The sequence below is a fragment of the Streptomyces sp. NPDC087263 genome (assembly GCF_044744645.1).
Taxonomy (GTDB): Bacteria; Actinomycetota; Actinomycetes; order Streptomycetales; family Streptomycetaceae; genus Streptomyces.
Genome location: NZ_JBIUYT010000012.1, coordinates 130081 through 156085 on the forward strand (window position 1 = coordinate 130081; position 26005 = coordinate 156085).

A 26005-nucleotide genomic window follows, 5' to 3' on the forward strand; every position below is an offset into this window, starting at 1 on the left:
GCGCGTCGGTCAGCGGCTGCCGTCGAGGATGACGCGGGCGACGAGCGCCGGGTCGTCGTTCATCGGGACGTGGCCGCATCCGGGCAGCCTGACCAGCCGGGCGCGCGGAATGATGTGCTTCGCGCGGATTCCCTGGCGGCGCACCAGCAGCCGGTCCCTGGTGCCCCAGGCCACGGTGACCGGAAGCCCGGGGACGTCGTCGGTGAACTGGACGGTGGCGCCGGCCCGGAGGGTCTCCGCGAAACCCTCGGCGTGGGCCAGGGCAAGGGTCTCCGCGACGACGGCCTCGGGTGAACGGCGGCCCGGGCGGGCGTAGATGGTGCCCGTCAGCACCGCACGCCCGGCCGCCGTACGGGAGAGCCGCTCGACCGCCGGGACGGGCATCCGCCGCGCGGTGTGCCGCATCGCGAGCAGCACACCGAAGGCGTACCGCCGCTCCGCCTGCGACCAGAACCCGGCAGGGGAGAAGGCCGTGACGGACCGTACGAGCTTCTCGCGGCCCAACTCCAGTGCCAGCAGGCCGCCCAGGGAGTTGCCCGCCACATGCGGACGGTCGATCTCCAGCGCCTCGCACAGCGCGCCGAGTACGGGCACCACCGTCCCGAGGTCGTGCGTGAGCCCCTCGGGCAGCGGCGGGGACTCGCCGAAGCCGGGCAGGTCGACGGCTATGACGTCACGCTCGGCCGCCAGGATGTGGACGACCGGGTCCCAGGCCTGCCGGTGGTGGCCGATGCCGTGCAGCAGGAGCAGCGGCTCGCCGGCGCCCACGCGCGCGTAGGACACGGTCACGGTCCTCGGGCCGCGCGGAGAGGGGAGGCTGAAGGAGACCGTGGCGGACATGATGCTGCTCCTCGTCTGGGACACGCTGACAGACCGTCTCGTAGACAGCTTGTCAGCAACTGCTACCGACGGGTAGCCCCCGGTCGTCACGAACTCCACGCGCGCGGGTCGTCCCGAACCAACGCGCGAGGGTCGTCACGAACCCCCCGCCCGTACGCGCTTTGGACCGATTCCGCCTGGACACGGGCACGGTGAGTCGGATGGGATGGAACCGTGACCACCGACACCGCGACCGAGATCTTCGAAGAGCATCGTCCCGTCCTCATGGGCGTCGCCTACCGCATGCTCGGGCGGGTGGCCGACGCGGAGGACGTCGTCCAGGAAGCATGGCTGCGGTGGTCGGGCGCGGACCGGGCGGAGGTGCGCGCACCACGCGGCTACCTGGTCCGGGTCACCACTCGCCTCGCCATCGACCGACTGCGCCAGGTGAAGTCACGCCACGAGTCGTACGTGGGTCCGTGGCTCCCCGAGCCGTACGTCACCAACTTCGGGGACACCGTCCCCGACGCCGCGGAGCGGGCCGTACTCGCCGACTCCGTCTCGGTCGCCGTCCTCGTCGTCCTGGAGTCCCTGTCGCCCCTGGAGCGTGCGGTGTTCGTCCTCAGGGAGGCGTTCGGCTATCCGTACGCGGACATCGCCGTCGTCCTCGACCGGGGCGAGCCCGCGGTACGCCAACTCGCCGCACGGGCCCGCCGGCACGTCGACGAACGGCGTCCGCGCTATGAGGTCGACCCGGCCGAACGCCGCGAACTCACCGAGCGGTTCCTCGCCGCGGCGGCCGAGGGCGACCTGGAAAGGCTCATGTCCCTGCTGGCGCCGGACGTACGGCTGGTCGCCGACAGTGGTGGGTTGTCCCAGGCGCCGGTGCGAGTCATCGAGACCGCCGACAAGGTGGGCCGGTTCCTCCAGGGCGCGGCGCGCAAGGGACTGGCCGGCGCCGACGTGTCGTTCCGCCTCCTGGAGGTCAACGGCGGCACCGCGATCCTGGCCCTGTTCGACGGCAAGCCCGACAGCGTCTTCCAGCTGGACGTCGCGGAGGGCCGGATCCAGTGCGTCTACATCGTGCGGAACCCCGAGAAGCTGCTTTCGCTGCCCGAGCGGTAGCCCGGCAGAAGTCCCCGAGCAACCGCACCGGCCCCTCTGGTCCACCGCCGGCCCCCGTCACTTGGACGGGGGCTTTCGGCGTTGTGTCGCGAACATCACCCAGCACCAACGTCGTGTGAACGCTCTGCGGCATCGCCCCTGTGCGGTCCGTAAGGGATTGAGGATTGGTCTTGACCAAGGGGGGAGGTGGACATATGGTCGCAGGGATAGTGCAAGAACCTTTAATAAACAAGGGCGCTAAAACGCCGCCGGGCCACGGCGATTGCGGAGGACAGGGTGGGGACCCAGCAGCTGGAAGCGGTGCCGGAGCCTAAGTACTGGCATCTCAAGACCGTGCTCAGTGAGGCATTGGACTCCGACTTCACGGTGGGCGAGATCCTGCCCAACGAACGTGATCTGGCAGCACGGTTCGGGGTCGCCCGCGCCACGCTCCGCCAGGCTCTGGAACAGCTTGAACTGGAAGGCCGTCTGCAGCGCCGCCGCGGGGTGGGCACCACCGTCGCCCCGCCGCGTGTGGGTGTGGCCGTCGGATCCGAGCAGCACGAGTGGCCGGGGGCAGTCGGCGACGCCTGGCAGCCCGCGGACTGCACGGTGGCGGTCCCGCCGACGGCCGTCGTCGGCATCCTGGAGTCGGGCGACGACGAGCAGGTGCACACGGTGCGCCGGTCCCGGGTGACACACGGTCAGCCGGTCGCCGCCGAACTGCTCTACATCCCGGCGTCCTCGGTACCGGACCTGTCCGCCATAGACGCGCCCTCGGGTCCGGCACGCGCGCGTGCCGTACTGCGTGAGTTGCAGCGCCTGGACCTGGACGGTCAGGACAGCGCCGTGGAGCTCGGCTCGGCCCGCGCGGACGACGCCAGGGAGCTCGACCGGCTTCCGGGAGCGCCCGTCCTCGTCGTGACGACCCGCTTCTTCACCGAGGGACGCACCGCCGCGGTGTCCATCGCCACCTACCGCGCCGACACCTGCCGGCTGACCTTCGGAGACTCCGGCGGCGTGGAGATCCACCACGACCCGGAGCGCAGGGCTTCCTGAGCCGCGAGCGGGGCGGTCTGCCATCGAGCAGCAGCCCACCGTACGACCGTCCCGCCCCGGAGGACTCCGGGGCGGGACGTTTTTGCGTGCCCCATGGGCCGGTTCCGCTCAGCGGCGCGCGGTCACGGTTCCCTCCACCGCGAACAACTGCGCCTCCACATGGTCCAGAGCCAGCCGCAAGGCACCCGTCGCCACGGCCGCCTCACCCAGGACGGAGAGCGCCACCTTCGGCGGGCGCAGACAGTAGCGCGCCAACTCCCGTCGCAGCGGCTCCAGTACGCCGTCCAGACCGGCCGCCCAGCCGCCGATGACGACCAGCTCCGGGTCGAGCGCCAGGACGAGCGCCGCGACGTCGTGGACGAGCCGCTGGATGAAACGGTCGACCGCCGCGACGGCCCGCTGGTCGCCGCCCCGGGCATAGGCGAACACCTCGGCGACCGCCTGCTCGTCGAGCGGGTGCAACGGCTCGTCCGTGGTGGACAGCAATGTCTCCGGCGTCACCTCACGGCCCAGCAGATGCAGCGCGCCGATCTCCCCGGCCGCGCCGCCGTACCCCCGGTGCAGCCGTCCGCCGATCAGCGAACCGGCGCCCGGGCTCAGTCCGGCCAGTACGAACACCACGTCGTCGGACTCGGTGGCCGCGCCCTTCCAGTGCTCGGCGACCGCCGCCGCGTTGGCGTCGTTCTCGACCAGTACAGGGCACTTGAAGGAGCGGCTCAGCCGCTCGCCCAGGCGCAGGCCGGTCCACTCGGGCAGCGCCGTGCCCAGGCGTACCGTGCCGTCCGCCTCGACGATCCCGGGGCTGCCCACCCCGACCGCGCGCAGCGAACTCCGGGCGACACCCGCCCGGCGCAGCAGCTCGGCGACCGCCGTACGCAGCCGCTCCAGCCGCTCGTCGGCCGACGCCGCCTCCTCCACGTCCTTGGACATGGCGCCCAGCACCCTGCCGTCCAGATCCGCGAGCAGCGCGGACACCCGGTGCGGGCCGATCTCCAGGCCCAGCAGATGGCCGGCCTCGGCCCGGAACCGGTACCTGCGCGCCGGACGTCCCTGGCGCCGGGCAGCGCCCTCCTCGGCCGCCTTCTCGACCACGAGGCCGGCTTCCATCAGCCCCTCGACCACTCCCTCGACCGTGGGCCGGGACAGTCCGGTCACCCGGGTGATCTCGGTGAGGGTTGCACAGTCCGTGGTGCGCAGTGCGTGCAGCACCACCGCGGAATTGATCCTTCGCAGCAGAGAGGGATCCCCGCCGGTCAACTGCCCCAACGTCTGTCCTCCCAGCTCGTGCGCGTGTTGGCCGGATCGTACTCGGCGCGGCGGACCCCGGCGAGTGCCGGGGACCAGTTGGCTCCTGACGAGTCGGATTCACCCGGGCGCCACGAACCCCGACTCGTACGCCGCGATGACCGCCTGCGTACGATCCCGGGACCCCAGCTTCGTCAGTACGGCGCTGACGTGGGACTTGACCGTCTCGGTCCCGACGATCAGCCGTGCGGCGATCTCGGCGTTCGACAGGCCCCTGGCCATCAGCCGCAGCACCTCCGCCTCACGCTCGGTCAGGGAGGCCCGCTCCATGGCGGCCCGCGCCGCGGGATTCCCGGCGCTGTCCCCGTATTCGGCGGCCAACTGCCGTACGGAGGCGGGGAACAGCAGTGACTCGCCCTCGGTGACGAGCCGTACGGCGTGCACGATCTCGGCGGGCCGCGCCCGCTTCAGCAGAAACCCGTCGGCTCCGGCGCGCAGCGCCTCGTAGACGTACTCGTCGTTCTCGAACGTCGTCACCACGAGGATCTTCGGCGGATCGGCCACCGTCCGCAGCACCGCGCGGGTGGCCTCTATGCCGTCCATCAGGGGCATCCGTACGTCCATGGCGACGACGTCGGGCCGCAGCTGCCGCACCAGGGGGATCACCGCGGCCCCGTCAGCCGCCTCCCCGACGACCTCGATGTCGGGCTGGGCCTCCAGTACGGCACGCAGACCGGCGCGGACGAGGGCCTCGTCGTCGACGAGGAGAACGGTGACGGGCATCGGGCCAGCGTAGATCAGCTCAGTGGCAGTTCCACATGCACCTGCCAGTCACCCTCGTCCGGTCCCGTCCGCGCCCGGCCGCCGAGCAGCGCCGCGCGCTCCCGGATGCCGCGCAGGCCGCTGCCCCGGCCCGGCCCCGGTATCTCCGCGGTGAGCGGATTGCGGACCTCCAGGACGAGCCTGCCGTCCTGGACCTCGATACGCACGCGCGCCGGGACGCTCCCCGCATGCCTCAGGACGTTCGTGAGCGACTCCTGGAGGATGCGGTACCCCTCGCGGGACAGAGGCGCCGGTACGGTCTCCAGCGGGCCCGTGACCTCGGCGTCGACCTTGGCGCCGGAAGCGCGCGCCGACTCCAGGAGCCGGTCGGCCTCGGTCAGCGTGGGGCGGCCGCCCACCGGACGCTCCGCCTCCCGCAGCACCCCGAGCACCCGCTCCAGATCCTCCAGGGCGGCCCGCCCTGTGTCCTCGATGGCGCCCAGCGCCCGGTCGGTGAACGCGGGGTCGCCGGCCGCCCGGGCCGCGCCCGCCTGCACCACCGCGACGGTCAGCGCGTGGCCGATGGAGTCGTGCAGCTCACGGGCGATGCGGTTGCGCTCCAGGAGCTGCTCGGTGCGCTCCTCCAGCGCGGCGAGCCGCTCGCTGGGGGATGGACCGAGCAGACGGCGTGCTATCACCGTGATCAGCTCACCGAGGCCGACGACCGCGCCGTACAGGGCGAGCAGCGGGAAGGGGAAGAGCAGCGCGTAGGCCCAGTGCGGGTGCGAGACCGGCACGAAGGGGTTGTCGGTCGTCGTGTGGCCGGTCGCCGAGTGAACGAGATCGAAGGCGATGAGCGGCAGCCAGACGGTGATCTCGGAAGCCACCCACCCGCTCGCCAGCCGGATCTCCAGCCAGAGCACGGTCCGCCACCGGTCACGCCAGGTGATCGAAGGAGCGACGGAGAAGGCCGCTTCCCCGCCGTCTCGCGCCAACATGAACTGCGCCTGGACGCCCTCGCCCCGCCGGACGGCCGGAATCAGCCCCAGGGGAACCAGCAGCGCGGCGGGCACCCACGGCTTCGACGTGTCGATGAACATCCACACGCCGGTGAACAGCATCGGCACCGACAGGTGTAACCAACGTGTGTACGTCGTCCCCCGAAGCAACGGGCGCAGAAAACGGGCCATTGGGTCATCGTGACAGGCCGCACTGACCACAGGCTTCCCCCGGGCGGGGGAGACGAAGTCCCCCCGCGGGGGAGGTGACGCGCCCTCACCGGCGGCCAGGCTGGGGCCATGACCAGCATCGACGTCCAAGGCCTCACCAAGGAGTACGGCAGCAGGCGCGCCGTGGACCAGCTCACCTTCAGCGTTGTCCCCGGCCGTGTCACCGGCTTCCTCGGTCCCAACGGCGCCGGAAAGTCCACCACCATGCGGCTCGTGCTGGGCCTGGACCGGCCCACCTCCGGCACCGCCACCATCGGCGGCCGTGCCTACGCCGCCATACACGAGCCCCTGCGCCACGTCGGCGCCCTGCTCGACGCGCAGGCCCCGCACGGATCGCGGACCGCCCGGGACCATCTGCGGGCGCTCGCCGCGAGCAACCGCATCCCGGAGCGGCGCGTGGACGCCGTGCTTGAGGAGGTGGGGCTCGCCTCTGTGGCGCGGCGCCGGGTGGGGACGTACTCCCTGGGCATGCGCCAGCGGCTGGGCGTCGCGGGGGCGCTTCTCGGTGACCCACCGGTGGTGCTGCTCGACGAACCGTCGAACGGGCTCGACCCCGAAGGGATCATCTGGATCCGGGAGTTGATGCGCGCGCTGGCCCGCGAGGGCCGTACCGTCCTCGTCTCCAGCCACCTCATGAACGAGACCGCGTCCTTCGCCGACCACCTCGTCGTCCTGGGCCGGGGCCGACTGCTCGCCGACACGCCCATGCGGGACTTCATCGACGCGCGTGTGCAGCCCCGCGTCCGGGTGCGCACCACCGATGGCGGCGCTCTGGGCGGCCTGTTCGCGGAGCACGGCATCGAGGCGGTCGAAGGTGACGACGGACGTTGGACCGTCCTCCACGCGCGCGTGGAGGACATCGGTCTCCTCGCCTCGGCCGCGCGGGTGCCCCTTCTCGAACTCGCCGCGGAGGAAGGCACGTTGGAACAGGCCTATTTGGATCTGACTGCCGCCGAGACCGAGTTCGCCGCCACGCCGTCCCCGACGCAGAACCAGGAGGCCTGACCATGACGTTCGCACCCGCACTCCACGCGGAGTGGATCAAGATCCGGACCCTGCGGTCGCTGGGCGGAGGGCTGTGCGGCGTTCTCCTCGCCACCGCGCTCTTCTCGGCAGTCGCCGGGCTCGACACCGAAGGGGAGGACTTCGACCCGCTGTTCTCGGCGTTCTTCGGCGTCAGCTTCGGACAGATCGCGGCGATCACCTTCGGCGCGCAGGCCGTCTCGGCCGAGTTCCACGGCGGTGCGCTGCGCGTGTCGTTGGCCGCGGTGCCCGACCGGCTGCGGTGGTTCGCGGCCAAGGTGGTGGCGATCGCGGTTCCCGTGCTGGTCGTCGGCCTGGTCACGGGGGCGGTGAGCCTGGCCGTGGGAAAGGCGACCCTCGGGACGAAGGCGAGCGGGCCGAGCTGGAGTGAGGCGGTCCGTGGTGTCATCGGCTGCGGCATCTATCTGACGCTCATGGCCCTGTTCGCGGCCGGTCTCGCCGCCGTCCTGCGCAGTGGTGTCGCCACGCTGAGCACCCTGATCCCGTTCCTCCTGATCGTCTCCTTCGCCGTCGGGAGCGCCTCGGGCGGCGTGGCCGACTTCCTGCCCGACAAGGCGGGCCAAGTCGTCTTCCACGAGACGTGGGACGGCGCCCTCGGACCCTGGACGGGGCTCGCCGTGACCGCGGCCTGGACGGCGACGGCCCTGGCGGCCGGCGCCTGGTGCATTCGGCGCCGCGACGCCTGACCCGTCGGGAAGGCGCACGTGGACGTCGGCCTGCCGAGGTGGGGCCGTGCCGCCCCTGGTCTGTCGAGGTGGGGCCGTGCCGCCCCCGGTCTGCCGAGGTCGAGCCACGGCATCCCCGACCAGCCGAGGATGAGCGGGGCCGTCCCCGACCCGTTACCCCTCGGCGGAAGCCGTCCGCAACCGCCCGAACTCCGCCGCCATCGTCGCCGCCGTCCAGTGCGCGTTGAGCCCACTGGGATTGGGCAGCGCCCACACCCTGCTGGCCCCGATCAGCCCCTCCTGGGGACCGATGGCTGCCTTGCGGTCACCGAACGCCGCCCGGTACGCGGTCACGCCCACCACGGCCAGCCAGCGCGGCCGTAGCCGCTCCACCTTGGCGGTCAGCAGCCGCCCGCCTTCGAGGTACTCCTCGGCGGTCAGTTCGTCGGCACGAGCGGTCGCGCGCGCCACGACGTTCGTGATGCCCAGTCCGTACGACGGCAACTCGCCCTGTTCCGCGGGCTTCATGAGCCGCGGGGTGAAGCCGGACAGGTGGAGCACCGGCCAGAACCGGTTGCCGGGACGCGCGAAGTGGTGGCCCGTGGCGGCCGTCATCAGGCCCGGATTGATCCCGCAGAAAAGCACCTGGAGGCCGACCGCGGCCACGTCGGGGACGAGACGGTCGCGGGCGGCCTCCAACTCCTGTGGGGTGAAGCGCGTCAGAGGATCGCCCCCGGCGTGTAGGCCGCGGCCTCCGGGTGCTGCTTCACGATCTCCTCGACACGGCCGACGACGAGGGCGACCTGGTCGGCGGCGGCGCCGGTGAAGGACAACTTGTCGGCCATCAGCTCGTCGAGCTGGGCGCGGTCCAGCGGGATACGGTCGTCCGCGGCGAGCTTGTCGAGCAGTTCGTTGCGCTCGGCACCCTGCTCACGCATGGCGAGGGCCGAGGCGACCGCGTTCTCCTTGATGGCCTCGTGCGCGACCTCCCGGCCGACGCCCGCGCGCACCGCGGCCATCAGGACCTTGGTCGTCGCGAGGAACGGCAGGTAGCGGTCGAGCTCACGCGCCACGACGGCCGGGAACGCGCCGAACTCGTCGAGGACGGTGAGGAAGGTCTCCAGCAGGCCGTCCAGCGCGAAGAAGGCGTCGGGCAGCGCGACCCGGCGTACGACCGAGCACGACACATCGCCCTCGTTCCACTGGTCGCCCGCCAGTTCGCCCGTCATCGACGCATAGCCGCGCAGGATCACCATCAGGCCGTTGACGCGCTCGCAGGAACGGGTGTTCATCTTGTGCGGCATCGCCGAGGAGCCGACCTGGCCGGGCTTGAAGCCCTCGGTCACCAGCTCGTGCCCGGCCATCAGCCGGATCGTCTTGGCGGTCGAGGACGGGGCGGCCGCCAGCTGCACCAGCGCGGTCACCACGTCGTAGTCGAGCGAGCGCGGATAGACCTGGCCGACGGAGGTGAACGCCTGCGAGAACCCGAGGTGCCAGGCGATCCGCTGCTCCAGGTCCGCGAGCTTCGCCGCGTCGCCGCCGAGCAGGTCGAGCATGTCCTGAGCCGTGCCGACCGGGCCCTTGATGCCGCGCAGCGGGTAGCGGCCGAGCAGCTCCTCGACCCGGCCGTACGCCACCAGCAGCTCGTCGGCGGCGGTCGCGAAGCGCTTGCCGAGGGTGGTGGCCTGCGCCGCCACGTTGTGTGAGCGGCCGGCCATGACCAGCTCGCCGTACTCGCCCGCGAGCTTGCCCAGCCGCGCCAGGACGGCGACCGTACGGTCGCGCACCAGCTCCAGTGAGAGGCGGATCTGTAGCTGCTCGACGTTCTCCGTGAGGTCCCGGGATGTCATGCCCTTGTGGACCTGCTCGTGCCCGGCGAGATCGTTGAACTCCTCGATCCGCGCCTTCACGTCATGCCGCGTGACCTTCTCGCGCTCGGCGATCGAGGCCAGGTCGACCTGGTCGAGCACCCGCTCGTAGTCGGCGATGGCAGCGTCCGGCACCTCGATCCCGAGATCCTTCTGAGCCCGCAGCACGGCGACCCAGAGCTGACGCTCCAGCCTCACCTTCTGCTCGGGCGACCAGAGCGTGGCGAGCTCGGCGGAGGCGTAACGTCCGGCGAGGACGTTGGGGATACGGGGCTTTGCGGGCGCGGGGGTCACGTGTACGGAGTTTACCCGGCGTCTTTGGGGGTCCGGACCGTGCGCACCGTCCGGGGAGACCAGGTCGGAGGCCTCCCGGAACACGCATCACGCGCAGCGTGTGAGAGATGCGCGAGACACCGCCTCGCTGCGCGTCTCAGTCGGGCGGTGCTGCTTCGAGAGGTATCTGAACGGGCGGGGGACAGACCGCGTGGCGGGTACCGGGAGATCTGTTGCGTGCAGCGCGGACGACCGCGGAGATCTCACGCGGCCATGTGGCAGGCGAGGCGCCGTCCGAGCGCGCGGACCGCACACGTCCGAAGGTCCGGCGGTTCACCAACGCCGGAGCGTCGGCGTGGCGTGGCGTTGTGCAGGATGCCGTCAGCGGCCGCTGCCTCATCGCCACCGCCAAGGGGCTTGCCTGCCCGCCCTCTCGGCGATTGACCTGGAGCGCACTTCAAGTCCTAGGGTCAAGTCATCACTGTCAGACACTCCTTCCCCTGGCAGCAACTGGCGTTCCCCGAGCGCCGGGCGGGCATCGACGAGCAGGTCCGCAGCGTTCTGGCAGAGAAGATTCACCACTACCAGTGGCCGCTCGCCGACCCCGGCGACCAGCAGAAACGGGAGCACCATGAGCAATCCCTCCTCGGCCGAGGCCCGCCAGGAACGTTTCGACCACGGGATGGAGACTCTCGTAGGCGTTGTTGGCGATGGGGGCCGGCGCGTCATCGATGCCCTTGCCGACATCAACCCCGAGTTCGCCCACCAGATCGTCGCCTGGGGCTTCGGGGAGATCTACAGCCGCCCCGGCCTGCCTCCCCGCGATCGGCAGCTGGTCACCCTCGGTATGCTCACCGCCCTCGGCGGCTGCGAGCCTCAGCTGGAGGTGCACATCAACGCGGCACTGAACGTCGGCCTCACCCCCGTAGAGATCACCGAAACGCTGCTGCACGCCGCGGCGTACTGCGGCTTTCCCAAGGCGATCAACGCCACCCTCGTCGCCAAGAAGGTGTTCGGCGAGCGGGGCCTGCTGCCGGTCGCGAACCAGTAGGGCACTGCACGGTCGGGGGCCTTGGCGAGTTCACCGGATTTGCTGCGGCTCGGCGCAGGTCCCACACCAATGCGCGGTAGAGCGGGGGTTCATCCCGCGGATGCGGCCCGCCCACCTTCTGCACAAGGCTGCCGACCGTCCCGGCCGCGCCTTCGTCGGCCTCTGCGGCCCGCACCAGACCGCGCGTGAGGTGAGCCGGTAAAGCGTCCGGCTACGGACGTGGAACCTACGAGGCCGGGCCGGAGCTCTCCGCGATCTCGGCCAGGATGTCGGCGTGGCACAGTTCGGGGGCGCACCAGCAGGCCAGGGTCCTGCCACGGAGGGCGGGTACCTGGGCGAGCAGGGCGGGGTGGTCGAGGAGATAGGCGCGGTACTTGTCCATGACCTCGGCACGGGTGCCGTCCCGCTTCTTGGTGGGGGTGTCGTAGGCGAACGGGTTGTAGAGCGGGTGTTGGGGGAGGTCCCAGTGGCCCATGGTCCAGCGGCGGCCGACGTAGACGAGGTCCGCGGGGGCGTGTTCGAGCCGGGGGCCGAAGTCGTGGATACGGCCCTTGAGGTTGATGACGGTGGCGCTCACAGGCGGCTCCGTTCTGTCGGGTGTGACCTCCGGTGCCCAGCGGCCTACGCCGGCGGCTCCTCGTACGGATGCAGCTCGGGGCGCTTCGGCAGGAGTCCGTCCCCGGACGAGCGTCCCGTGAGGCGCCGGCCGATCCACGGCAGCAGGTGCTGTCTGGCGAAGCGGGCGTCGGCGGTCCGGCGGGAGATCCAGCCGGGCGGGGGAGTGGGCGGCATCGGGGTGTGCCAGTCCGCGTCCTCCGGGTCGTATCCGAGCACCTGCCACACGGCCTCGGCGACGCGGCGGTGACCCTCGCCGGTCAGGTGCAGCCGGTCCACGTCCCACATACGGGGGTCGGCGAGCGAGGGCGCGCCGTACAGGTCGACCACCAGCGCGCCGTGCCGCTTGGCGAGGTCGTCGACGTGGTTGAAGAGCTCCTCCATGCGGGGGCGGAACCGTTCGAGAACCGGGCCGGTGCGGCCCGGGCTGCGCATCAGGACCAGTTGCTCGCACGCGGGGGCGAGACGCTCGACGGCCTCCTCCAGGAGCCCGCGGACACGTCCCATGTCGACCTTGGGCCGCAGCGTGTCGTTGAGCCCGCCGACCAGCGTGATCACGTCGGGCGCCATCGCGACCGCCACGTCCACCTGCTCGTCGACGATCTGTCCGATCAGCTTCCCGCGCACGGCGAGGTTGGCGTACCGGAACCCGGGTGTCCGCGCGGCCATCCGGGACGCGAGGAGGTCGGCCCAGCCCCGGTAGGAACCGTCGGGCAACAGGTCCGACATGCCCTCGGTGAAGGAGTCGCCGACCGCGACAAGGCTGGTGTAAGTGGCATTCGTCTGCATGGCTCAAAAATGTTAACCCGCGCGCATACCGGTCGGTAGGTCGGGCCCGCCGGAACACGCGAGCCGATCCCGACCCCGTCGACGCGGCCTATCGCCCCCTTCACCGCCGTCTCGCCCTCACACCGGCTGCCCGAACAGCTCCCGGAGCACGTCCTCCATCGTCACCAGACCCGCGAGCCGCCCGTCGCTGCCCAGCACGGCCGCAAGGTGCGTACGACTGCGCCGCATCGCGGTGAGCACGTCGTCCAGCCGGGTGCTCTCACGGACGCGGGCGATGGGCCGCATGTCCTGCACCTCGAAGGGGAGGTCGCGCGGCGTCGCGTCCAGGGCGTCCTTGACGTGGAGGTAGCCGACGATACGGCGCCCCTCGTCCACGACGGGGAAGCGCGAGAAGCCGGACTCGGCGGACAACTGCTCCAGCTGCTCCGGAGTGACGCCCACGCGCGCGTAGACCACGCGTTCCAGCGGGAGGACGACATCGCGGACGGGTCGGCGGCCGAGCTCCAGGGCGTCGTTCAGCCGCTCCTGGGCGCGGTCGTCGATGAGTCCCGCGGCGCTGGAGTCCTTGACGAGACGGGCCAGCTCGTCATCCGTGAAGGTCGCGGAGACCTCGTCCTTCACCTCGACCTTGAGCAGCTTGAGCAGCGTGTTCGCGAAGGTGTTGATGGTGAAGATCACCGGACGCAGCGCCCGGGCGAGCCACACCAGCGGCGGTCCCAGCAGCAGCGCGGTGCGCACCGGCTCCGCGAGCGCGACGTTCTTCGGCACCATCTCGCCGAGCAGCATGTGCAGATAGGTCGCCACGGCGAGCGCGATCACGAAGGAGACCGCGTGACCCGCACTGTCCGACACCCCCACCGCGTGGAACACCGGCTCCAGCAGGTGCTCGATCGCCGGCTCGGCCACGATGCCGAGGACGAGGGTGCACAGGGTGATGCCCAGCTGCGCGGCCGCAAGGAGCGCGGAGACATGTTCCAACCCCCACAGCACGCTGCGCGCCCGCCGGTCCCCGTCCTCGGCGTGCGGCTCGATCTGGCTGCGGCGGACCGAGATCAACGCGAACTCGCCGCCTACGAAGAACGCGTTCACGACCAGCGTCGCGAGGCCGATCAGCAGTTGTACGGCGGTCATCGTTCGCCCTCCTCCTCGGTGCGCGGCGCGTGCAGCAGCACCCGTGCGGCCCGGCGGCCCGAGGCGTCCACCACGTCCAGCCGCCACCCGGCGACCTCGACGCTGTCCTCGACGGTGGGAATCCGGCCGAGTTCGGTCGCGACCAGGCCCGCGAGGGTCTCGTACGGACCGTCGGGCACCCTGAGCCCGACCCGTGCCAGCTGGTCGGTGCGGACGGATCCGTCGGCCGAGTACAGCGCGCGGCCGTCGTCGTCCGTGCCGACCGGGTCCAGGTCGGACAACTCGTGCGGGTCGTGCTCGTCGCGTACCTCGCCGACGACCTCCTCGACGATGTCCTCCAGCGTGGCGACCCCGGCGGTGCCGCCGTACTCGTCGATGACCACGGCCATCGTGCCTTTGCCGGACAGCCGGTCGAGCAACCGCTCCACGGTCAGCGACTCCGGTACGAACAGGGGTTCGCGCATGATCTGGGAGACGGGGGTGCGGGCCCGGAGCTCCGCCTGTACGCCCAGCACGGCCTTGATGTGTACGACGCCGACGACCGAGTCGAGGCCGCCGCGGTGGACGGGGAAGCGGGACAGCCCCGTCGCCCGGGTCGCGTTCGCCACGTCCTCGCAGGTGGCCTGGACGTCCAGCGCGATGACCTGGACGCGCGGGGTCATCACGTTCTCCGCGGTCAGGTCGGCGAGGTTCAGCGTCCGCACGAACAGCTCGGCGGTGTCCGCCTCCAGGGAGCCCTCCTTGGCGGAGTGCCGGGCGAGGGCCACCAGCTCCTGCGGTCCGCGCGCGGAGGCCAGCTCCTCCGCGGGTTCGAGGCCGAAGCGTCGTACGACACGGTTCGCCATGTTGTTGAGATGCGCGATGAACGGGCGGAACGCGGCACTGAACCAGCGCTGCGGCGTCGCCACCCGTTTGGCCACCGCCAGCGGCGAGGAGATCGCCCAGTTCTTGGGCACCAGCTCGCCGACGACCATCAGGAAGACCGTCGACAGGCCCGTACCGATGACCAGCGCCACCGAGTGCGACGCGGAGGCGGAGACGCCGGCCGACTCCAGCGGGCCCGCGATCAGCTTCGCGATGGACGCCTCGGAGAGCATGCCGACCACCAGGTTGGTGACGGTGATGCCGAGCTGGGCGCCGGACAACTGGAAGGTCAGGTTCCGTACGGCCTTCAGGGCGCCCGGGGCGCCGACCTCGCCGCGCTCGACGGCCCGCTCCAGCTCGCTGCGCTCGACCGTGGTCAGCGAGAACTCCGCCGCGACGAACGCGCCGCAGGCCAGCGAGAGCAGGACGGCCACCAGGAGGAGGAGCAGTTCGGTCATCGGGTCACCTCCGTCCCATGATCGGCCAGGGGCGGGGGGACCGCGCGATGTCGTCCGACGCCCCGACCGTCACGGCGTCGGTGATTGGAGGCTCGCCCATGGGCGGACGCTCACACACCTTTCAGAGGGCCGACAGATCGACCCGTAGTAAAGAGAGGGTAAAGGAGCCTGGCTGTCGAGGGGCTTCACCCAACGGCGCCACTGCCCCTCGGGCGCATACCCTGCCGCCCGCCACGCATGTTGCGCGGTCTCGTTCCGTTGGAGCACCATCGCGTCCCCGCGGTGCCCGCCCAGTCGTACGAACCGTTTCTCGGTGGCCGCGAGGAGCGCCGAGCCGATTCCCAGCCGTCGCCGCCCGGGGTGCACCGCGAGCCGGTACAGATGGCAGCGCCGGCCGTCGAATCCTTGCTTCTGGCAGATATCCGGCAGACGGGCCTGTGCCTACAGGGGCTTGACCCAGCGTCGCCAGTGGTCTTCGCGATGGTAGCCAGCCGCGGCCCAGGTGCGGTGGGCCTGTTCGTTGGCCTCCAGGACCATGGCATCGACGCGTCGCCCGCCCAGGGCGGTGAATCGTTGTTCCGCAGCTTCGAGCAGGGCGGTGGCAATGCCCTGCCGGCGGTGGTCGGGGTGTACGGCGAGTCGGTAGGCGGAGCATCGCCATCCGTCGAAGCCGGCTATGACGGTTCCGGTGAGGATGCCGTCGCGCTCTGCGAGGAGCAGGACTTCGGGGTCTCGGGTGAGGAGTCGGGCCACTCCGTCGTGGTCGTCGCTGATGCTGGTTCCTTCTGCGGCGTCGCGCCAGAACTGCAGCACGGTGTCGACGTCCGAGAGAGTGGCGTGGCGGATGTGGAGATCGCTCATGTGGCGAGCCAAGCAGAGCGCCGGCCTGCTGGCGAGCGGTTTCCGTGGCGGGGAATCGACGGAGGGGAGGGGCGGGCTCGGTCTCGGGTTTCTGTAGGCCGCGAGCTCGTCGGCCGATTCCTCGTGCACGGTCCCCACTCCGGCGGATGTCGGACAGGGGCGCAAATCCGGCGACCTTGAGCGCGTCGAACGTAAGGGTGGGCGTCCGGCCGCACGGACTCCCGACCTGCTGTTTGTCGGTGCGTTATGCGCTATGCGTTATACGCGCTGTGGGCGTTACGGGCGATATCTTGACGCCGAAATGACGCTTGCGACGATCGTTCTGATCGGGCTTCAGGTGCGTTGACGGGCTGGTCAGGCCCTGAAATGACGGGTCCAAGGGTTTCTTCGACGGAACAAGACGTCAGTCAAGTCCTCGCGGACGAGCGCCGGCACGACCTCTGCTGTCAGCGAGGTCGTGCCGGCCCACGCGCCACTGACCATCCAGCGATGGTTCGGGTCGCTGACGGCGAACGCCGCGACGTCGGCTCGCTCGTACTCCCGGTTCAGCAGCAGGGGAGTACGCGTTTGCCTACGCTGGGCCCGGCTCTGTCCTGGCCACGTAGACGGTGTTGGTCGAGGTGCCGCCTTGCAGGGGATTGTCGAAGTCGACGACATGGGCCGCTGATTGCGGGAAGACCTCGGTGAGTGCGGAGGTGAACTGTTTGTCCGGCGGATCGTTCGACCACAGGGCGAAGACCCCGCCCGGGTGGAGGTGTTCGGTGAGAGCGCGGAGCCCCGCAGGCTGGTAGAGCGCCGCGTGGCGCGGGTGGAGCACATGGCGCGGCGAATGGTCGACGTCCAGCAGAATGGCGTCGAAGCGGCGGCCCGGCTCCCTCGGGTCCAGACCGGACGAATCGGCCGCCATCGCGAAGAAGTCGCCTTGAACCAGGCGGCATCGGGCGTCCGAAGTCAGTCGGGCGCCGAGAGGGACCAGGCCCCGCTGATGCCAGTCGATGACTTCGGCGAGCGTGTCGATCACGGTCAGCGAGCGCACCCGGGGGTCGTCCAGCACCGCCGCGGCGGTGTACCCGAGCCCGAGTCCGCCGACGGCGATGTCCAGTTCGGTGCCGGGCAGTTTCGCCAGTCCGAGTTCCGCAAGCGCGATCTCGCCGGTGGTGAAGAGGCTGGACATCAAGAACTCGTCGCCGAGCTTCACCTCGTACACATCGGTGTCCGATGCCGGGTTGCGTCGGCGCCGCAGGCTGATGTCGCCCATCGCTGTCGGGCGCCAGTCGATCTCCTCGAAGCGCGCGCTCATCCGTTTACCTTTCTGACGCACCGTCGGTGCCCGAAGCCGGTGCCTGGAACGTCGCTCTGCCCAGGTGCCCCTGTGGCAGGGCAGAGAAGGGGAAGGGTGCTGCCGGTCAGGCGTCGATGATGACGGGGATGATGAGGGGCCTGCGGCGGTGGGTACGGAAGGCCCAGTTCGCCACGGCACGGGCGATGAGCTGTTCCAGCTGGTGAGCGTCGCCGACGCCTTCCTGGGCCGCGGTCGCCAGAGTCTTCTCGATGACAGGGATGACCGGCTCGAAGGTGGTGTCGTCGTGGACAAACCCGCGGGCCAGGAAGTCGGGAGTCTCGGCAAGGGCGCCCGTGTCGGCGTCGACGATGGCCACGACGGTGACCACGCCTTCCTCCGCGAGGGTGACGCGGTCCTTCAGGGACGCCTCGGTGGCGCCGCCGACCTCCATGCCGTCCACGTAGACGTTGCCCGCGGGCACCTTGCCGGTGATCGACGCACGCCCGTCCACGAGGTCGACGACGACGCCGTCCTCGGCGATGACCACCCGCTCGGGATCGACCCCGGTACGGATGGCCAGGTCGGCGTTGGCCCGCAGGTGGCGCCATTCGCCGTGCACGGGCATGACATTGCGGGGCTTGACGATGTTGTAGCAGTACACGAGCTCACCGGCGCTGGCGTGCCCGGAGACGTGCACCTTGGCGTTGCCCTTGTGGACGACATGGGCGCCCCACCGGGTCAGCCCGTTGATCACCCGGTAGATGGCGTTCTCGTTGCCGGGGATCAGGGAGCTGGCGAGCAGGACGGTGTCGCCCTTGCCGATGCGGATCACATGGTCGCGGTTGGCCATCCGGGACAGAGCCGCCATCGGCTCGCCCTGGGATCCGGTGCACACCAGGGTGATCTTGTGGTCCGCCAGCTTCTCCATTTCCTTGGTACTCACGACCAGGCCGCTGGGAACCTTCAGGTACCCGAGGTCGCGGGCGATGCCCATGTTGCGGACCATGGAGCGGCCCACGAAGGCGACCTTGCGGCCGTGCTGGTGCGCGGCATCCAGGACCTGCTGGATGCGGTGCACATGGCTGGCGAAACTGGAGACGATCACCCGGCGCGGGGCGGTACGCATCACCTGCTCGATCGCCGGGTTCAGGTCGCGCTCGGAAGTGGTGAAGCCAGGGACCTCGGCGTTGGTGGAGTCGGTGAGGAAGAGATCGACGCCTTCCTCACCGAGGCGGGCGAAGGCGCGCAGGTCGGTGATGCGGTCGTCGAGCGGGAACTGGTCCATCTTGAAGTCGCCGGTGTGCAACACCAGCCCGGCACCGGTGCGGATCGCGACCGCGAGACCGTCCGGGATGGAGTGGTTGACTGCCACGAATTCGCAGTCGAAGGGGCCGAAGGTGCGCCGCTCGCCTTCACGTACCCGCACCGCGCGCGGCCGGATTCCGTGCTCTTTGAGCTTGGCCTCCAGGAACGCCAGTGTCAGCTTCGAGCCCACGACAGGGATGTCGGAGCGCTCTCGCAGCAGATACGGCACGCCACCGATGTGGTCCTCGTGGCCGTGGGTGAGCACCACGGCCACGATGTCGTCCAGGCGATCACGGATCGATGTGAAGTCCGGCAGGATCACGTCCACGCCGGGCTGGTTCTCTTCGGGGAACAGCACGCCGCAGTCGACGATGAGCAGCTTGCCGGCATGCTCGAAGACGGTCATGTTGCGGCCGATTTCACCCAGACCGCCCAGGGCGACTACCCTCAGCCCTCCTTCGGGCAGGGGAGGGGCGGCTTTCAGTTCGGGATGCGGATGACTCATATTCCGACGTTACCGGAGAGTCTGCCGAGGTGATCACTGGCCGCCCGATATGCCGGTTGAACACGGCGCGGCCGAGGCGGTCAGTGGGGGAAGCGGCACTGCCAGGTGTACTGCCCAGGCAGGTTGGTCGACTTTGTGCTCTGAGACCGTCTGAGTCTGGGTGACAGGCGAGGGCCGCCGGTTGTGGAGTGGAGCTGTAGAGGAACCGCTCCGCCAACCAGGAGGCCTTCGTGTCTCACGCTCACGCTGCTTTGACGCCTCGCGCACGTCTGCGCCTGGCGCGTCTGATTGTTGATGACGGATGGCCGATCGCCCGTGCGGCCGAGCGCTACGACGTGTCCTGGCCCACCGCCAGACGGTGGCCGACCGTGACGCCGAGTCCGGACCGGCCGCAATCCTCGGCCGGTCCTCACGGCCCCACCGCGGCCCGGCCCGAACCACACAGCCGCAGGTCCGCAAAGTCGTGCATCTGTGCGGGAAGCAGCGCCTCGGCCCGGTCCAGATCGCCGGACGGCTGGGTATGCCCGCCTCGACCGTGCATGCGGTGCTGACCGGGTGAGTGCGTGGTCGAGATGCGGGTGTAGCGCGGTGCAGGAGACCGGCAGGTCCGTCCGCCGGCTCTCGACGACTCGGAAGAGAACCGGCCGTTCCGTCGTCCCGGTGACTACGGCCGGCATCCGCTCACAAGTTCTTCTGCACGGCCGGGGAGTTGGAGCTCCGGCCCGTACGTTTCTCGTGAGGCGCCGCCTGCGCCACTCGACCTCGCACATCACGTTCTCCATCGAGGCGATCGAGATCCGGGCCTGCGTCAGCTCCTCGATCGAGCGGCGCTCAAAGGCAGTAGCCCAAGGACCGTCCCGTAGTTGCCGTCGAGGGTGGGATGATCTTGCTGCGGCAGGTGTGATCATGGAGTCGGAGCCCGTACAGAAAACTCCTGTGTGCCGGCTTGCACGCCTCTGCGATCATCCCCGAATGGCGCACAGTCTCGAATCGCTGGTCATCCGGCACACCCACCGCCTTTCCTCCCCCAAGGGCTCCGCCGGGGAAGGAGCCATCGCCGCGCGGCAGTTCGACGCGGCGCTGACATCCGTGGGCTTCAAGCTCTCGGCGGAGCTGCTGGAGCGGCTGTCGGGGCTGTCCGAGGCCGCGGTCGTGCACACCGCCAAGCGGACGCTGCGCACCGTGAGCGAGATGGTGGGCGACCACGTCCGGCACAACTCGTACTTCATCGACTTCCCGGCGAACGTGCCGGACACCGAAGAGTTCTGGATGCGGTGCGTGGCGAAGGCACTCGGCGACGAGAAGTCGCGCGAGGACGTGCTGACGCAGCTGGCGCATGGGGTGCTGGACCTGCTCGGCCTCCCCACGTACGGCCGGTACCAGCACACCTACGAGGAGATGCTCGCGGTGCAGGACGAGCTGATCGCCTCGGCGGGAGACCGGGTGACCGTCCTGCACCTCGGGCGGGACCTGGACTACGAACTCACGGACCTGTACCAGGCCTTGGCGGGCAGCACGACGCCACTGGGTGAGGACCACCTGCGTGACCTCAGGACCCTTGCCGAGCGGTGCGCGCTGGGCCCCCAGCCGGAGGCGATCCCGGTCCGGGAGAACCGGGCGGTCGTCAACGAGGCCCGTCTGGCTGTCGGCGCGGACCTCCTGCTGGACACCGTCACCGATGTGCTGCGGCTGGCCTGCGCGCTGTCGGGCGGCGACGTGACGCTGCAGGAGCCGACCCGGTTTCGGGCTCTCGCGCGGCCGGTGCGCCGTGCGCTGCTCGCGGGCCTGGATGCCGTGGTCGCGGCGAACCCCGCCAAGCTGGCCGATGTACACGCCCACCGCGAGCCTTTCAAGCGGCTCGGTGAGCGTCTCCACCCACACGAGTACCCGCGCTGGCCGCATGCCGCCGATGTGTTCGCCGTCGCGCGGGGCGAGAAGGAGGCGCGCTCCTTCGACGGCCGGGTCGAGATGCTGCTCCACGCGTTCGACGTCCTCGGTGCGATGCAGTTGCTGAAGTCCGCTCCCGGCAAGCTGTTCCGCGCCCTGGACCTCCTGCTGCGCATCGCCGCGGACCAGGAGGAACGGGACGCGGTGGTGGCCGCCGCGGTACAGGTCGCTCCCGACGTCTCCGGCCGGGTTGTGCTCTCGGTGCGCGAGCATCTCCACAACCGGGAGCGGGAGAGCGACGAACCCCGCATCTTCGTCAACCGCCGGGGCCGCGCCTGGGTGACCCCCGACTTCCGGCCGCCACTACCGGCGGCCGACCGCGACCGGCTGATCGCCGCCCTCGATGCCGAGGTGGGTCGTCGGCTCCCGGCACCGGACCGGCTGCTCATCGACCCGGACGTCCTCGATGTGGCGCTTCCGCTCAGCGGCAGGGCGACCACGGCCGGGCTCGGCGTCCTGCCGCGAGGATCGGTCTCGGCGGTCGACGGCGAACAGCTGCGCTTCTTCGTGTACTGGAAGGAGACCGAGCGGCGGACCGACTACGACCTGTCGGCGCTGCTTCTCCACTCCGACTACAGCACCGACTCCTGGCTCTCCTACACGTCACTCACGGCCGTCGGCGGTGAGCACTCGGGCGATGTCATCGAGGCGCCCGAGGGGGCCTCGGAGTTCATCAACCTGTCCCTGGACCGGGTGCACAGCACCTTCATCGTTCCGCAGGTCGACATCTATGCCGGCGAAAGCTTCGAGGAGGTCGAGGAGTCGTTCTTCGGCTTCATGCTGCGCGACGGCGAGCAGAAGGGCCGGCCGTTCGAGCCGCGCACGGTGCGGATGAAGTCGGAGCTGCGCGGGGTGGGCCGGGTGGCGCTGCCGCTGGTGTTCCGGCGCGGGGACGACGGCCGGTGGCGCGCGAAGTGGCTGCACCTGTATCTGAAGGGCATCTCGTCGGCCAACCGGGTCGAGGAGAACCAGGTGTCGGTGTCCAAGGTGGTGCGCGCCATCGTGGAGCGCGAGCAGCTGACGGTGAGGTACCTGATCGATCTGATGTCCGGCGGCGCCACGGCCGTGGACCTGTGGGACGGCGAGCCGGTCCCGGACGAGCCCGTGATGTACATCGGCCTCCAACGTCCCGAAGGACTGCACCCTGACTCCCGGATCATCACCCTCGAAAATCTGCGCGACTTGATCCCGGGCTGAGTGCTAGCGTTGCCCACGGCGAGGCCATGAAAGGGCTTCCTTCTCAATCATTGCAATGAACTCAAGTCCTTTCGCTCTCCTTGCCGTCGACGTCGCGCCGGGCGGCGCCCGCGCTCACCGCGTGAGCGTCACCCGTGCCGTGTCCAGGGCCTGTTCCGCGCAGCCACGGCCGAAGTGCACGGCGTGCACCGGCAGCACCCGATCCTCCAGAGGTTCCCCCGGTGGCCGACCCTTGCCGGCGGCGTCCGCGCCCTCTCGCCGCAACACGGCGCCGGCCTCCCGAGCAGACGCGGGCTCAGTCCCTTCACCTTCCACATCAACCCGTAAGGATCTCGCGGTGGGGTCGGTACTGATGGACCGCTCGTCCCGGCCGCAGGACGGCAGGATCGGTCGTATCACCGCAGGCGAGTACGCGAGGTCGTACCTGCTCCTCGCTGCGGAGATCAACGACTCATGGGCCTTCTCCATCAGTGAAGACCCGAGAACCGAGAAAGTCGACGAGCCTGAAGCCGATGACTTCTGGGCCACAGATGAGGACACACTCCAGCTCGTCGGGGAAAGGGCGGTTGTCTGGGCCGACGAGTCGCAGGACGCGGCACTGGAGAAGGAGATCTTCGACCTCCGCAGCGAATGGCACAGACGGCGCCGTAGAGGCTCCATGATCCGGACCCGGCCATCCGCTCATGGTGCCCCGCCGCACGGGCCGGCACATCGCGGAATTCCCCTGTCCGGGCAGCGGGTTCACTCCCCGCGCAGCGCCTTGATCACCGGCTCGAAGGCTTCCATGTACGGCTCCAGGACGGTCAGATAGGAGAACCCGTACCGTTCCCGCAGTGCCCGTACCTGCGCGGTGATCTGTTCCGGTGTGCCGATCAGGAGGATGGGAAGGTCCAGGACCTGTTCCACGGTCAGATGGGGCATGTGGGAGAGCAGTTCCCGCGCCGCGGCCTCGCGGTCGTCGGTGACGACGACCATCTGGATCAGCACGTTCAGCTCGGCGGGTTCCTTGCGGCCCGCGGCCAGGCGCCGGTACGCCGCCACCCGCTCGTCCAGCTCCTCCGAAGTGAGCGGCGCTGGCGTCCCCGTCGTGCTGCCGGGCACCGACCGCGCTCCCGTGAACGCCGCGATCTCTGCGTGCTCGGCGGTGAGCCGCAGCATCCGGTTGCCGTCAGTTACGGGAACGGCGCGGGCATGTCGAGGTGGTCGGGGACCAGGATCACGTCGTAGCCGAGCTGTTCGGCCCGGCGGCACTTCTCGCGCCACTCGTCGGCGGCGGCGGGGTTCGTCAGGTTGACGCCGAAACGGAAGCGGCGCGGCATGAACTCTCCTCAGCCATGGGCGACTTGGCGGAGCGATACCTTACTCGTGCGCGATGGCTGCCAGCACATTCATACGGGACGCGCGCAGCGCCGGGAGCAGCGCCGCCACGATGCCCACGAGCGCCGAACCGACCACCACCGCGATGATCGTCGTCCACGGAACGGCGAACGCCTTCATGCCCTGAAGGGCCAGCACCTGCTGCACACAGACACCCCAGACCAGGCCGAGCGCCAGACCGAGGATCGCGCCGAACACGGCGATCACCACCGACTCGAGGCGGATCATCCGGCGCAGCTGACGCCGGGAGAGCCCGATGGCGCGCAGCAGCCCGATCTCGCGGGTGCGCTCCACGACCGACAGGGCAAGGGTGTTGACCACGCCGAGCACCGCGATGACGATCGCGAGCCCGAGCAGCGCGTACACGAGGTAGAGGAGCACGGCGATCTGGTCGTGGACCAGCTTCTTGTAGTCGGCCAGGTCGCGTACCTGCACCTGCGGATACTGATCGAGCGTCCTGTCCAGATTCGAGCGCAGCGTGTCGGCGCCGGTGCCCGAGGCCGCGTTCACGTACAGCGCGGAGTCCTGGCCGCCCGGCACGTACTTCTCGATCGTGGCGAAACCGAAGAACAGCCCGCCCTGCATGCCGAACCCGTCGGAGCCGTCCTGGTCGGTGAGCGCCCCCACCGTCAGCTCGGTGTTCCGTCCGGCCGGGAACTCGACGGGGATCGTGCTGCCGACGCGTACGTCGTGATCCTTCGCGAAGTCCGCGTCCATGGCGATCTTCCCGTCGCCGAGCGCGGCCGCGCTGCTCCCCTGCGTGTACGTGACGTGGGCGACGTCGTCGAGTTGCGGATCGTAGGCGGTGGCGGTCGTCTCGATCCGCTTGCCGTCGGGCAGCCGCACGGCGACCGGTGAGAAGCGCTGGCGGACGACGAGCCCGGCGCCCTCCGTGCCGCGGACCTTGTCGGTGACCTCCTGCGAGAACGGCACGAAGTTGCTGTTCTGGATCACGAAGTCGGCGCCCAGCGTCTTGTCGATCTGCTCGTCGAAGGACTTGGACATGGACGCGCTCGCCACGGACATCCCGCCGACCAGGGCGAGACCCACCATCAGGGCGGCCGCGGTGGCGCCCGTGCGGCGCGGATTGCGCAGCGCGTTGCGCTGGCTCATCCGGCCGACCGAGCCGAACAGGGCGGGGAAGGCCCCGCCGAGGACCCGGATCACCGGCCGCACCAGCAGCGGACCGGCGATCACCGTGGCGATGAGCGTCAGGACGACACCGAGTCCCAGCAGCGAGGACGAGGTCGCGGTGCTCGATGACGCGGCGCAGCCCGCGAGCGCGGCGGCGCCGGCCGCCCCGACGACCGATCCGACCACCGCGCGAACCCGCAACGGCCGTCCCACACCGGCGACTTCGGCGTCCGCGAGCGCCGCCATGGGGGAGACACCCGACGCGCGCCGCGCCGGGAGATAGGCCGCCACGAAGGTGACGCCCACCCCCACGACGTACGCGGCAACAGGAGTCACCACCCCGATCACCATCTCGGTGGACTTGAGGTTCATGCCGAACACGCCCATGAGCTCGATCAGTCCGGCGGCGAGCCCGATTCCCGCCGCGAGGCCGAGTGTGGAGCCCACCAGACCGAGCAGCAGTGCCTCGGTCAGCACCGACCGGCGCACCTGACGGCGGTCGGCGCCGAGCGCGCGCAACAGGCCCAGCTCGCGGGTGCGTTGGGCGATCAGCATCGAGAAGGTGTTGACGATCAGGAAGACGCCCACCAGGACGGCGATTCCGGCGAAGCCGAGCATGACGTACTTGATGATGTCCAGGAATCCGCCGAGTTGGGCGGCGGCGTCCTCGGCCTGCTCGTCGGCCGTCTTCAAGTCGTAGGTACTCGTGCCGAGTTCGGTGGCGAGGCGCTGCTTCAGTACGGCGTCGGTGACACCCGGGGACGCGTCCACCGAGATGCTGGTGGCGGCGTCAGGACTACCGAGCAGCTGATCCGGCGCGGTCCGGCTGTCCAGGAACACCAGTGCGGCACCGGGGTTGGTGGTGGTGAAGGTGGCGATGCCGACGATCTCCACCTTGAACGTGCCGGGCTGCGCGAGCACGGTCAGGGTGTCGCCGACGCCCACGTCCTTGCTCTTGGCGGTGTCCGCGTCCAGCAGCGCCTCGCTTGCCCCTTCCGGTGCGCGGCCGGACGTCAGCTTCACCGGGCTGCGGTCGGTGAGGTACCAGTCGGTGGCGATGGTGGGGGCGCCCGTGGTCGGCCCGACCGACTCGTTCTTGCTGTCGACGACCGTGATGTTCTCGACGGACGCGTCCGCGTGGGTGGACTCGACGCCGTCGATCTCCGAGATACGGCCGGCCAGTGAGGCGGGCACGGTCTCGGCGGCCCCAGACGGGATCTGGGAGTTGAGATCGTCCTTGGGGCCCACCGTCACATCGGCGGAAGTGGAGGCGAAGAGCCGGTCGAAGGTGCGGGTGACCGTGTCCGAGAAGATGAGGCTGCCCGCGACGAACGCCACGGACAGCACGACCGCCAGCGCCGAGAGGAGCAGCCGCCCCTTGTGCGCGAGAAAGCTCCGCAGTGTCGCCTTGAGCACGACCG

At 70.1% G+C, this 26005-nt stretch carries 21 protein-coding genes and 3 pseudogenes; 7 read left to right on the top strand and 17 right to left on the bottom strand.

Features of this window, described 5'->3' with window-relative positions:
• Positions 1–9 precede the first annotated feature (9 nt).
• The gene (locus ACIPC1_RS33265; RefSeq protein WP_402523815.1) at positions 10–840 is read right to left on the bottom strand and encodes an alpha/beta fold hydrolase; all 831 of its coding nucleotides are present in this window, start codon (positions 838–840) and stop codon (positions 10–12) included.
• Between the two features lie 213 nt (positions 841–1053).
• Here ACIPC1_RS33265 and ACIPC1_RS33270 point away from each other — a divergent pair, with 213 nt between their 5' ends.
• Complete coding sequence (locus ACIPC1_RS33270; protein ID WP_402523818.1) at positions 1054–1944, top strand: RNA polymerase sigma-70 factor; 891 nt, start codon at positions 1054–1056, stop codon at positions 1942–1944.
• A 276-nt stretch (positions 1945–2220) separates the two neighbouring features.
• The gene (locus ACIPC1_RS33275) at positions 2221–2982 is read left to right on the top strand and encodes a GntR family transcriptional regulator (protein ID WP_402523820.1); all 762 of its coding nucleotides are present in this window, start codon (positions 2221–2223) and stop codon (positions 2980–2982) included.
• Between the two features lie 108 nt (positions 2983–3090).
• Here the strand turns inward: ACIPC1_RS33275 and ACIPC1_RS33280 are convergent, their stop codons facing one another.
• The 3 genes from ACIPC1_RS33280 to ACIPC1_RS33290 form a co-directional block, all read right to left on the bottom strand.
• Positions 3091–4248: an ROK family transcriptional regulator gene (locus ACIPC1_RS33280; protein WP_402523823.1), complete on the bottom strand. Its 1158-nt coding sequence runs from the start codon at positions 4246–4248 to the stop codon at positions 3091–3093.
• A 99-nt stretch (positions 4249–4347) separates the two neighbouring features.
• Positions 4348–5010, bottom strand: coding sequence for a response regulator (locus ACIPC1_RS33285; protein ID WP_402523826.1), 663 nt, complete (start codon positions 5008–5010; stop codon positions 4348–4350).
• 14 nt (positions 5011–5024) lie between these two features.
• Positions 5025–6179 carry a sensor histidine kinase gene (locus tag ACIPC1_RS33290; RefSeq protein WP_402523828.1) on the bottom strand — a complete coding sequence of 385 codons (1155 nt, stop codon included), beginning with the start codon at positions 6177–6179 and terminating at the stop codon, positions 5025–5027.
• Between the two features lie 108 nt (positions 6180–6287).
• Between ACIPC1_RS33290 and ACIPC1_RS33295 the strand changes: the two genes are divergently transcribed.
• Positions 6288–7223 (top strand): ATP-binding cassette domain-containing protein, encoded by a 936-nt coding sequence (locus ACIPC1_RS33295; protein ID WP_402523830.1) that lies wholly within the window; start codon positions 6288–6290, stop codon positions 7221–7223.
• Between the two features lie 2 nt (positions 7224–7225).
• Complete coding sequence (locus tag ACIPC1_RS33300; RefSeq protein ID WP_402523833.1) at positions 7226–7948, top strand: ABC transporter permease; 723 nt, start codon at positions 7226–7228, stop codon at positions 7946–7948.
• A gap of 153 nt (positions 7949–8101) precedes the next feature.
• Here the strand turns inward: ACIPC1_RS33300 and mug are convergent, their stop codons facing one another.
• Both mug and purB read right to left on the bottom strand, forming a co-directional pair.
• On the bottom strand, positions 8102–8650 hold the full coding sequence (gene mug, locus ACIPC1_RS33305; RefSeq protein ID WP_402524123.1) for a G/U mismatch-specific DNA glycosylase: 549 nt from the start codon (positions 8648–8650) through the stop codon (positions 8102–8104).
• Positions 8647–10089 (bottom strand): adenylosuccinate lyase, encoded by a 1443-nt coding sequence (gene purB, locus ACIPC1_RS33310; protein WP_402523835.1) that lies wholly within the window; start codon positions 10087–10089, stop codon positions 8647–8649. Before purB ends, mug begins: the two co-directional genes overlap by 4 nt.
• Before the next feature lie 610 nt (positions 10090–10699).
• On the opposite strand from purB, the gene ACIPC1_RS33315 reads away from it, so the two are divergent.
• Positions 10700–11119, top strand: a complete 420-nt coding sequence (locus ACIPC1_RS33315) for a carboxymuconolactone decarboxylase family protein (protein WP_402523838.1) — start codon at positions 10700–10702, stop codon at positions 11117–11119.
• Between the two features lie 226 nt (positions 11120–11345).
• Here the strand turns inward: ACIPC1_RS33315 and ACIPC1_RS33320 are convergent, their stop codons facing one another.
• From ACIPC1_RS33320 to ACIPC1_RS33355, 8 genes and pseudogenes are all read right to left on the bottom strand, one after another.
• Positions 11346–11696, bottom strand: coding sequence for a DUF4326 domain-containing protein (locus ACIPC1_RS33320; protein WP_402523840.1), 351 nt, complete (start codon positions 11694–11696; stop codon positions 11346–11348).
• A gap of 44 nt (positions 11697–11740) precedes the next feature.
• Positions 11741–12523 (bottom strand): SGNH/GDSL hydrolase family protein, encoded by a 783-nt coding sequence (locus ACIPC1_RS33325; protein WP_402523843.1) that lies wholly within the window; start codon positions 12521–12523, stop codon positions 11741–11743.
• Positions 12524–12640: 117 nt separating this feature from the next.
• Complete coding sequence (locus ACIPC1_RS33330) at positions 12641–13654, bottom strand: hemolysin family protein (protein ID WP_402523845.1); 1014 nt, start codon at positions 13652–13654, stop codon at positions 12641–12643.
• Complete coding sequence (locus ACIPC1_RS33335) at positions 13651–14976, bottom strand: hemolysin family protein (protein ID WP_402523847.1); 1326 nt, start codon at positions 14974–14976, stop codon at positions 13651–13653. The genes ACIPC1_RS33330 and ACIPC1_RS33335 overlap by 4 nt, the downstream gene beginning before the upstream one ends.
• Positions 14977–15153: 177 nt before the next feature.
• Positions 15154–15405 (bottom strand): annotated as a pseudogene (locus ACIPC1_RS33340) (GNAT family N-acetyltransferase); the annotation flags it as partial.
• Positions 15406–15417: 12 nt separating this feature from the next.
• Positions 15418–15837 carry a GNAT family N-acetyltransferase gene (locus ACIPC1_RS33345; RefSeq protein WP_384377919.1) on the bottom strand — a complete coding sequence of 140 codons (420 nt, stop codon included), beginning with the start codon at positions 15835–15837 and terminating at the stop codon, positions 15418–15420.
• A 571-nt stretch (positions 15838–16408) separates the two neighbouring features.
• Entirely contained in the window at positions 16409–17137 is a 729-nt protein-coding gene (locus tag ACIPC1_RS33350; RefSeq protein ID WP_402523850.1) for a spermidine synthase, read from the bottom strand.
• Positions 17138–17243: 106 nt separating this feature from the next.
• Positions 17244–18929, bottom strand: a complete 1686-nt coding sequence (locus ACIPC1_RS33355; protein ID WP_402523852.1) for a ribonuclease J — start codon at positions 18927–18929, stop codon at positions 17244–17246.
• Positions 18930–19159: 230 nt separating this feature from the next.
• Between ACIPC1_RS33355 and ACIPC1_RS33360 the strand changes: the two are divergent.
• Positions 19160–19482: pseudogene (locus ACIPC1_RS33360) on the top strand (helix-turn-helix domain-containing protein); the annotation flags it as partial.
• Positions 19483–19901: 419 nt separating this feature from the next.
• Positions 19902–22073: a hypothetical protein gene (locus ACIPC1_RS33365; RefSeq protein WP_402523855.1), complete on the top strand. Its 2172-nt coding sequence runs from the start codon at positions 19902–19904 to the stop codon at positions 22071–22073.
• 114 nt (positions 22074–22187) lie between these two features.
• Here ACIPC1_RS33365 and ACIPC1_RS33370 read toward each other — a convergent pair whose 3' ends face one another.
• The 3 genes and pseudogenes from ACIPC1_RS33370 to ACIPC1_RS33380 form a co-directional block, all read right to left on the bottom strand.
• Positions 22188–22340 (bottom strand): hypothetical protein, encoded by a 153-nt coding sequence (locus ACIPC1_RS33370; RefSeq protein ID WP_402524142.1) that lies wholly within the window; start codon positions 22338–22340, stop codon positions 22188–22190.
• Between the two features lie 474 nt (positions 22341–22814).
• Positions 22815–23392, bottom strand: a pseudogene (locus ACIPC1_RS33375) (hypothetical protein).
• Positions 23393–23432: 40 nt separating this feature from the next.
• Positions 23433–26000: an ABC transporter permease gene (locus ACIPC1_RS33380; RefSeq protein ID WP_402523857.1), complete on the bottom strand. Its 2568-nt coding sequence runs from the start codon at positions 25998–26000 to the stop codon at positions 23433–23435.
• Between the last annotated feature and the right edge of the window lie 5 nt (positions 26001–26005).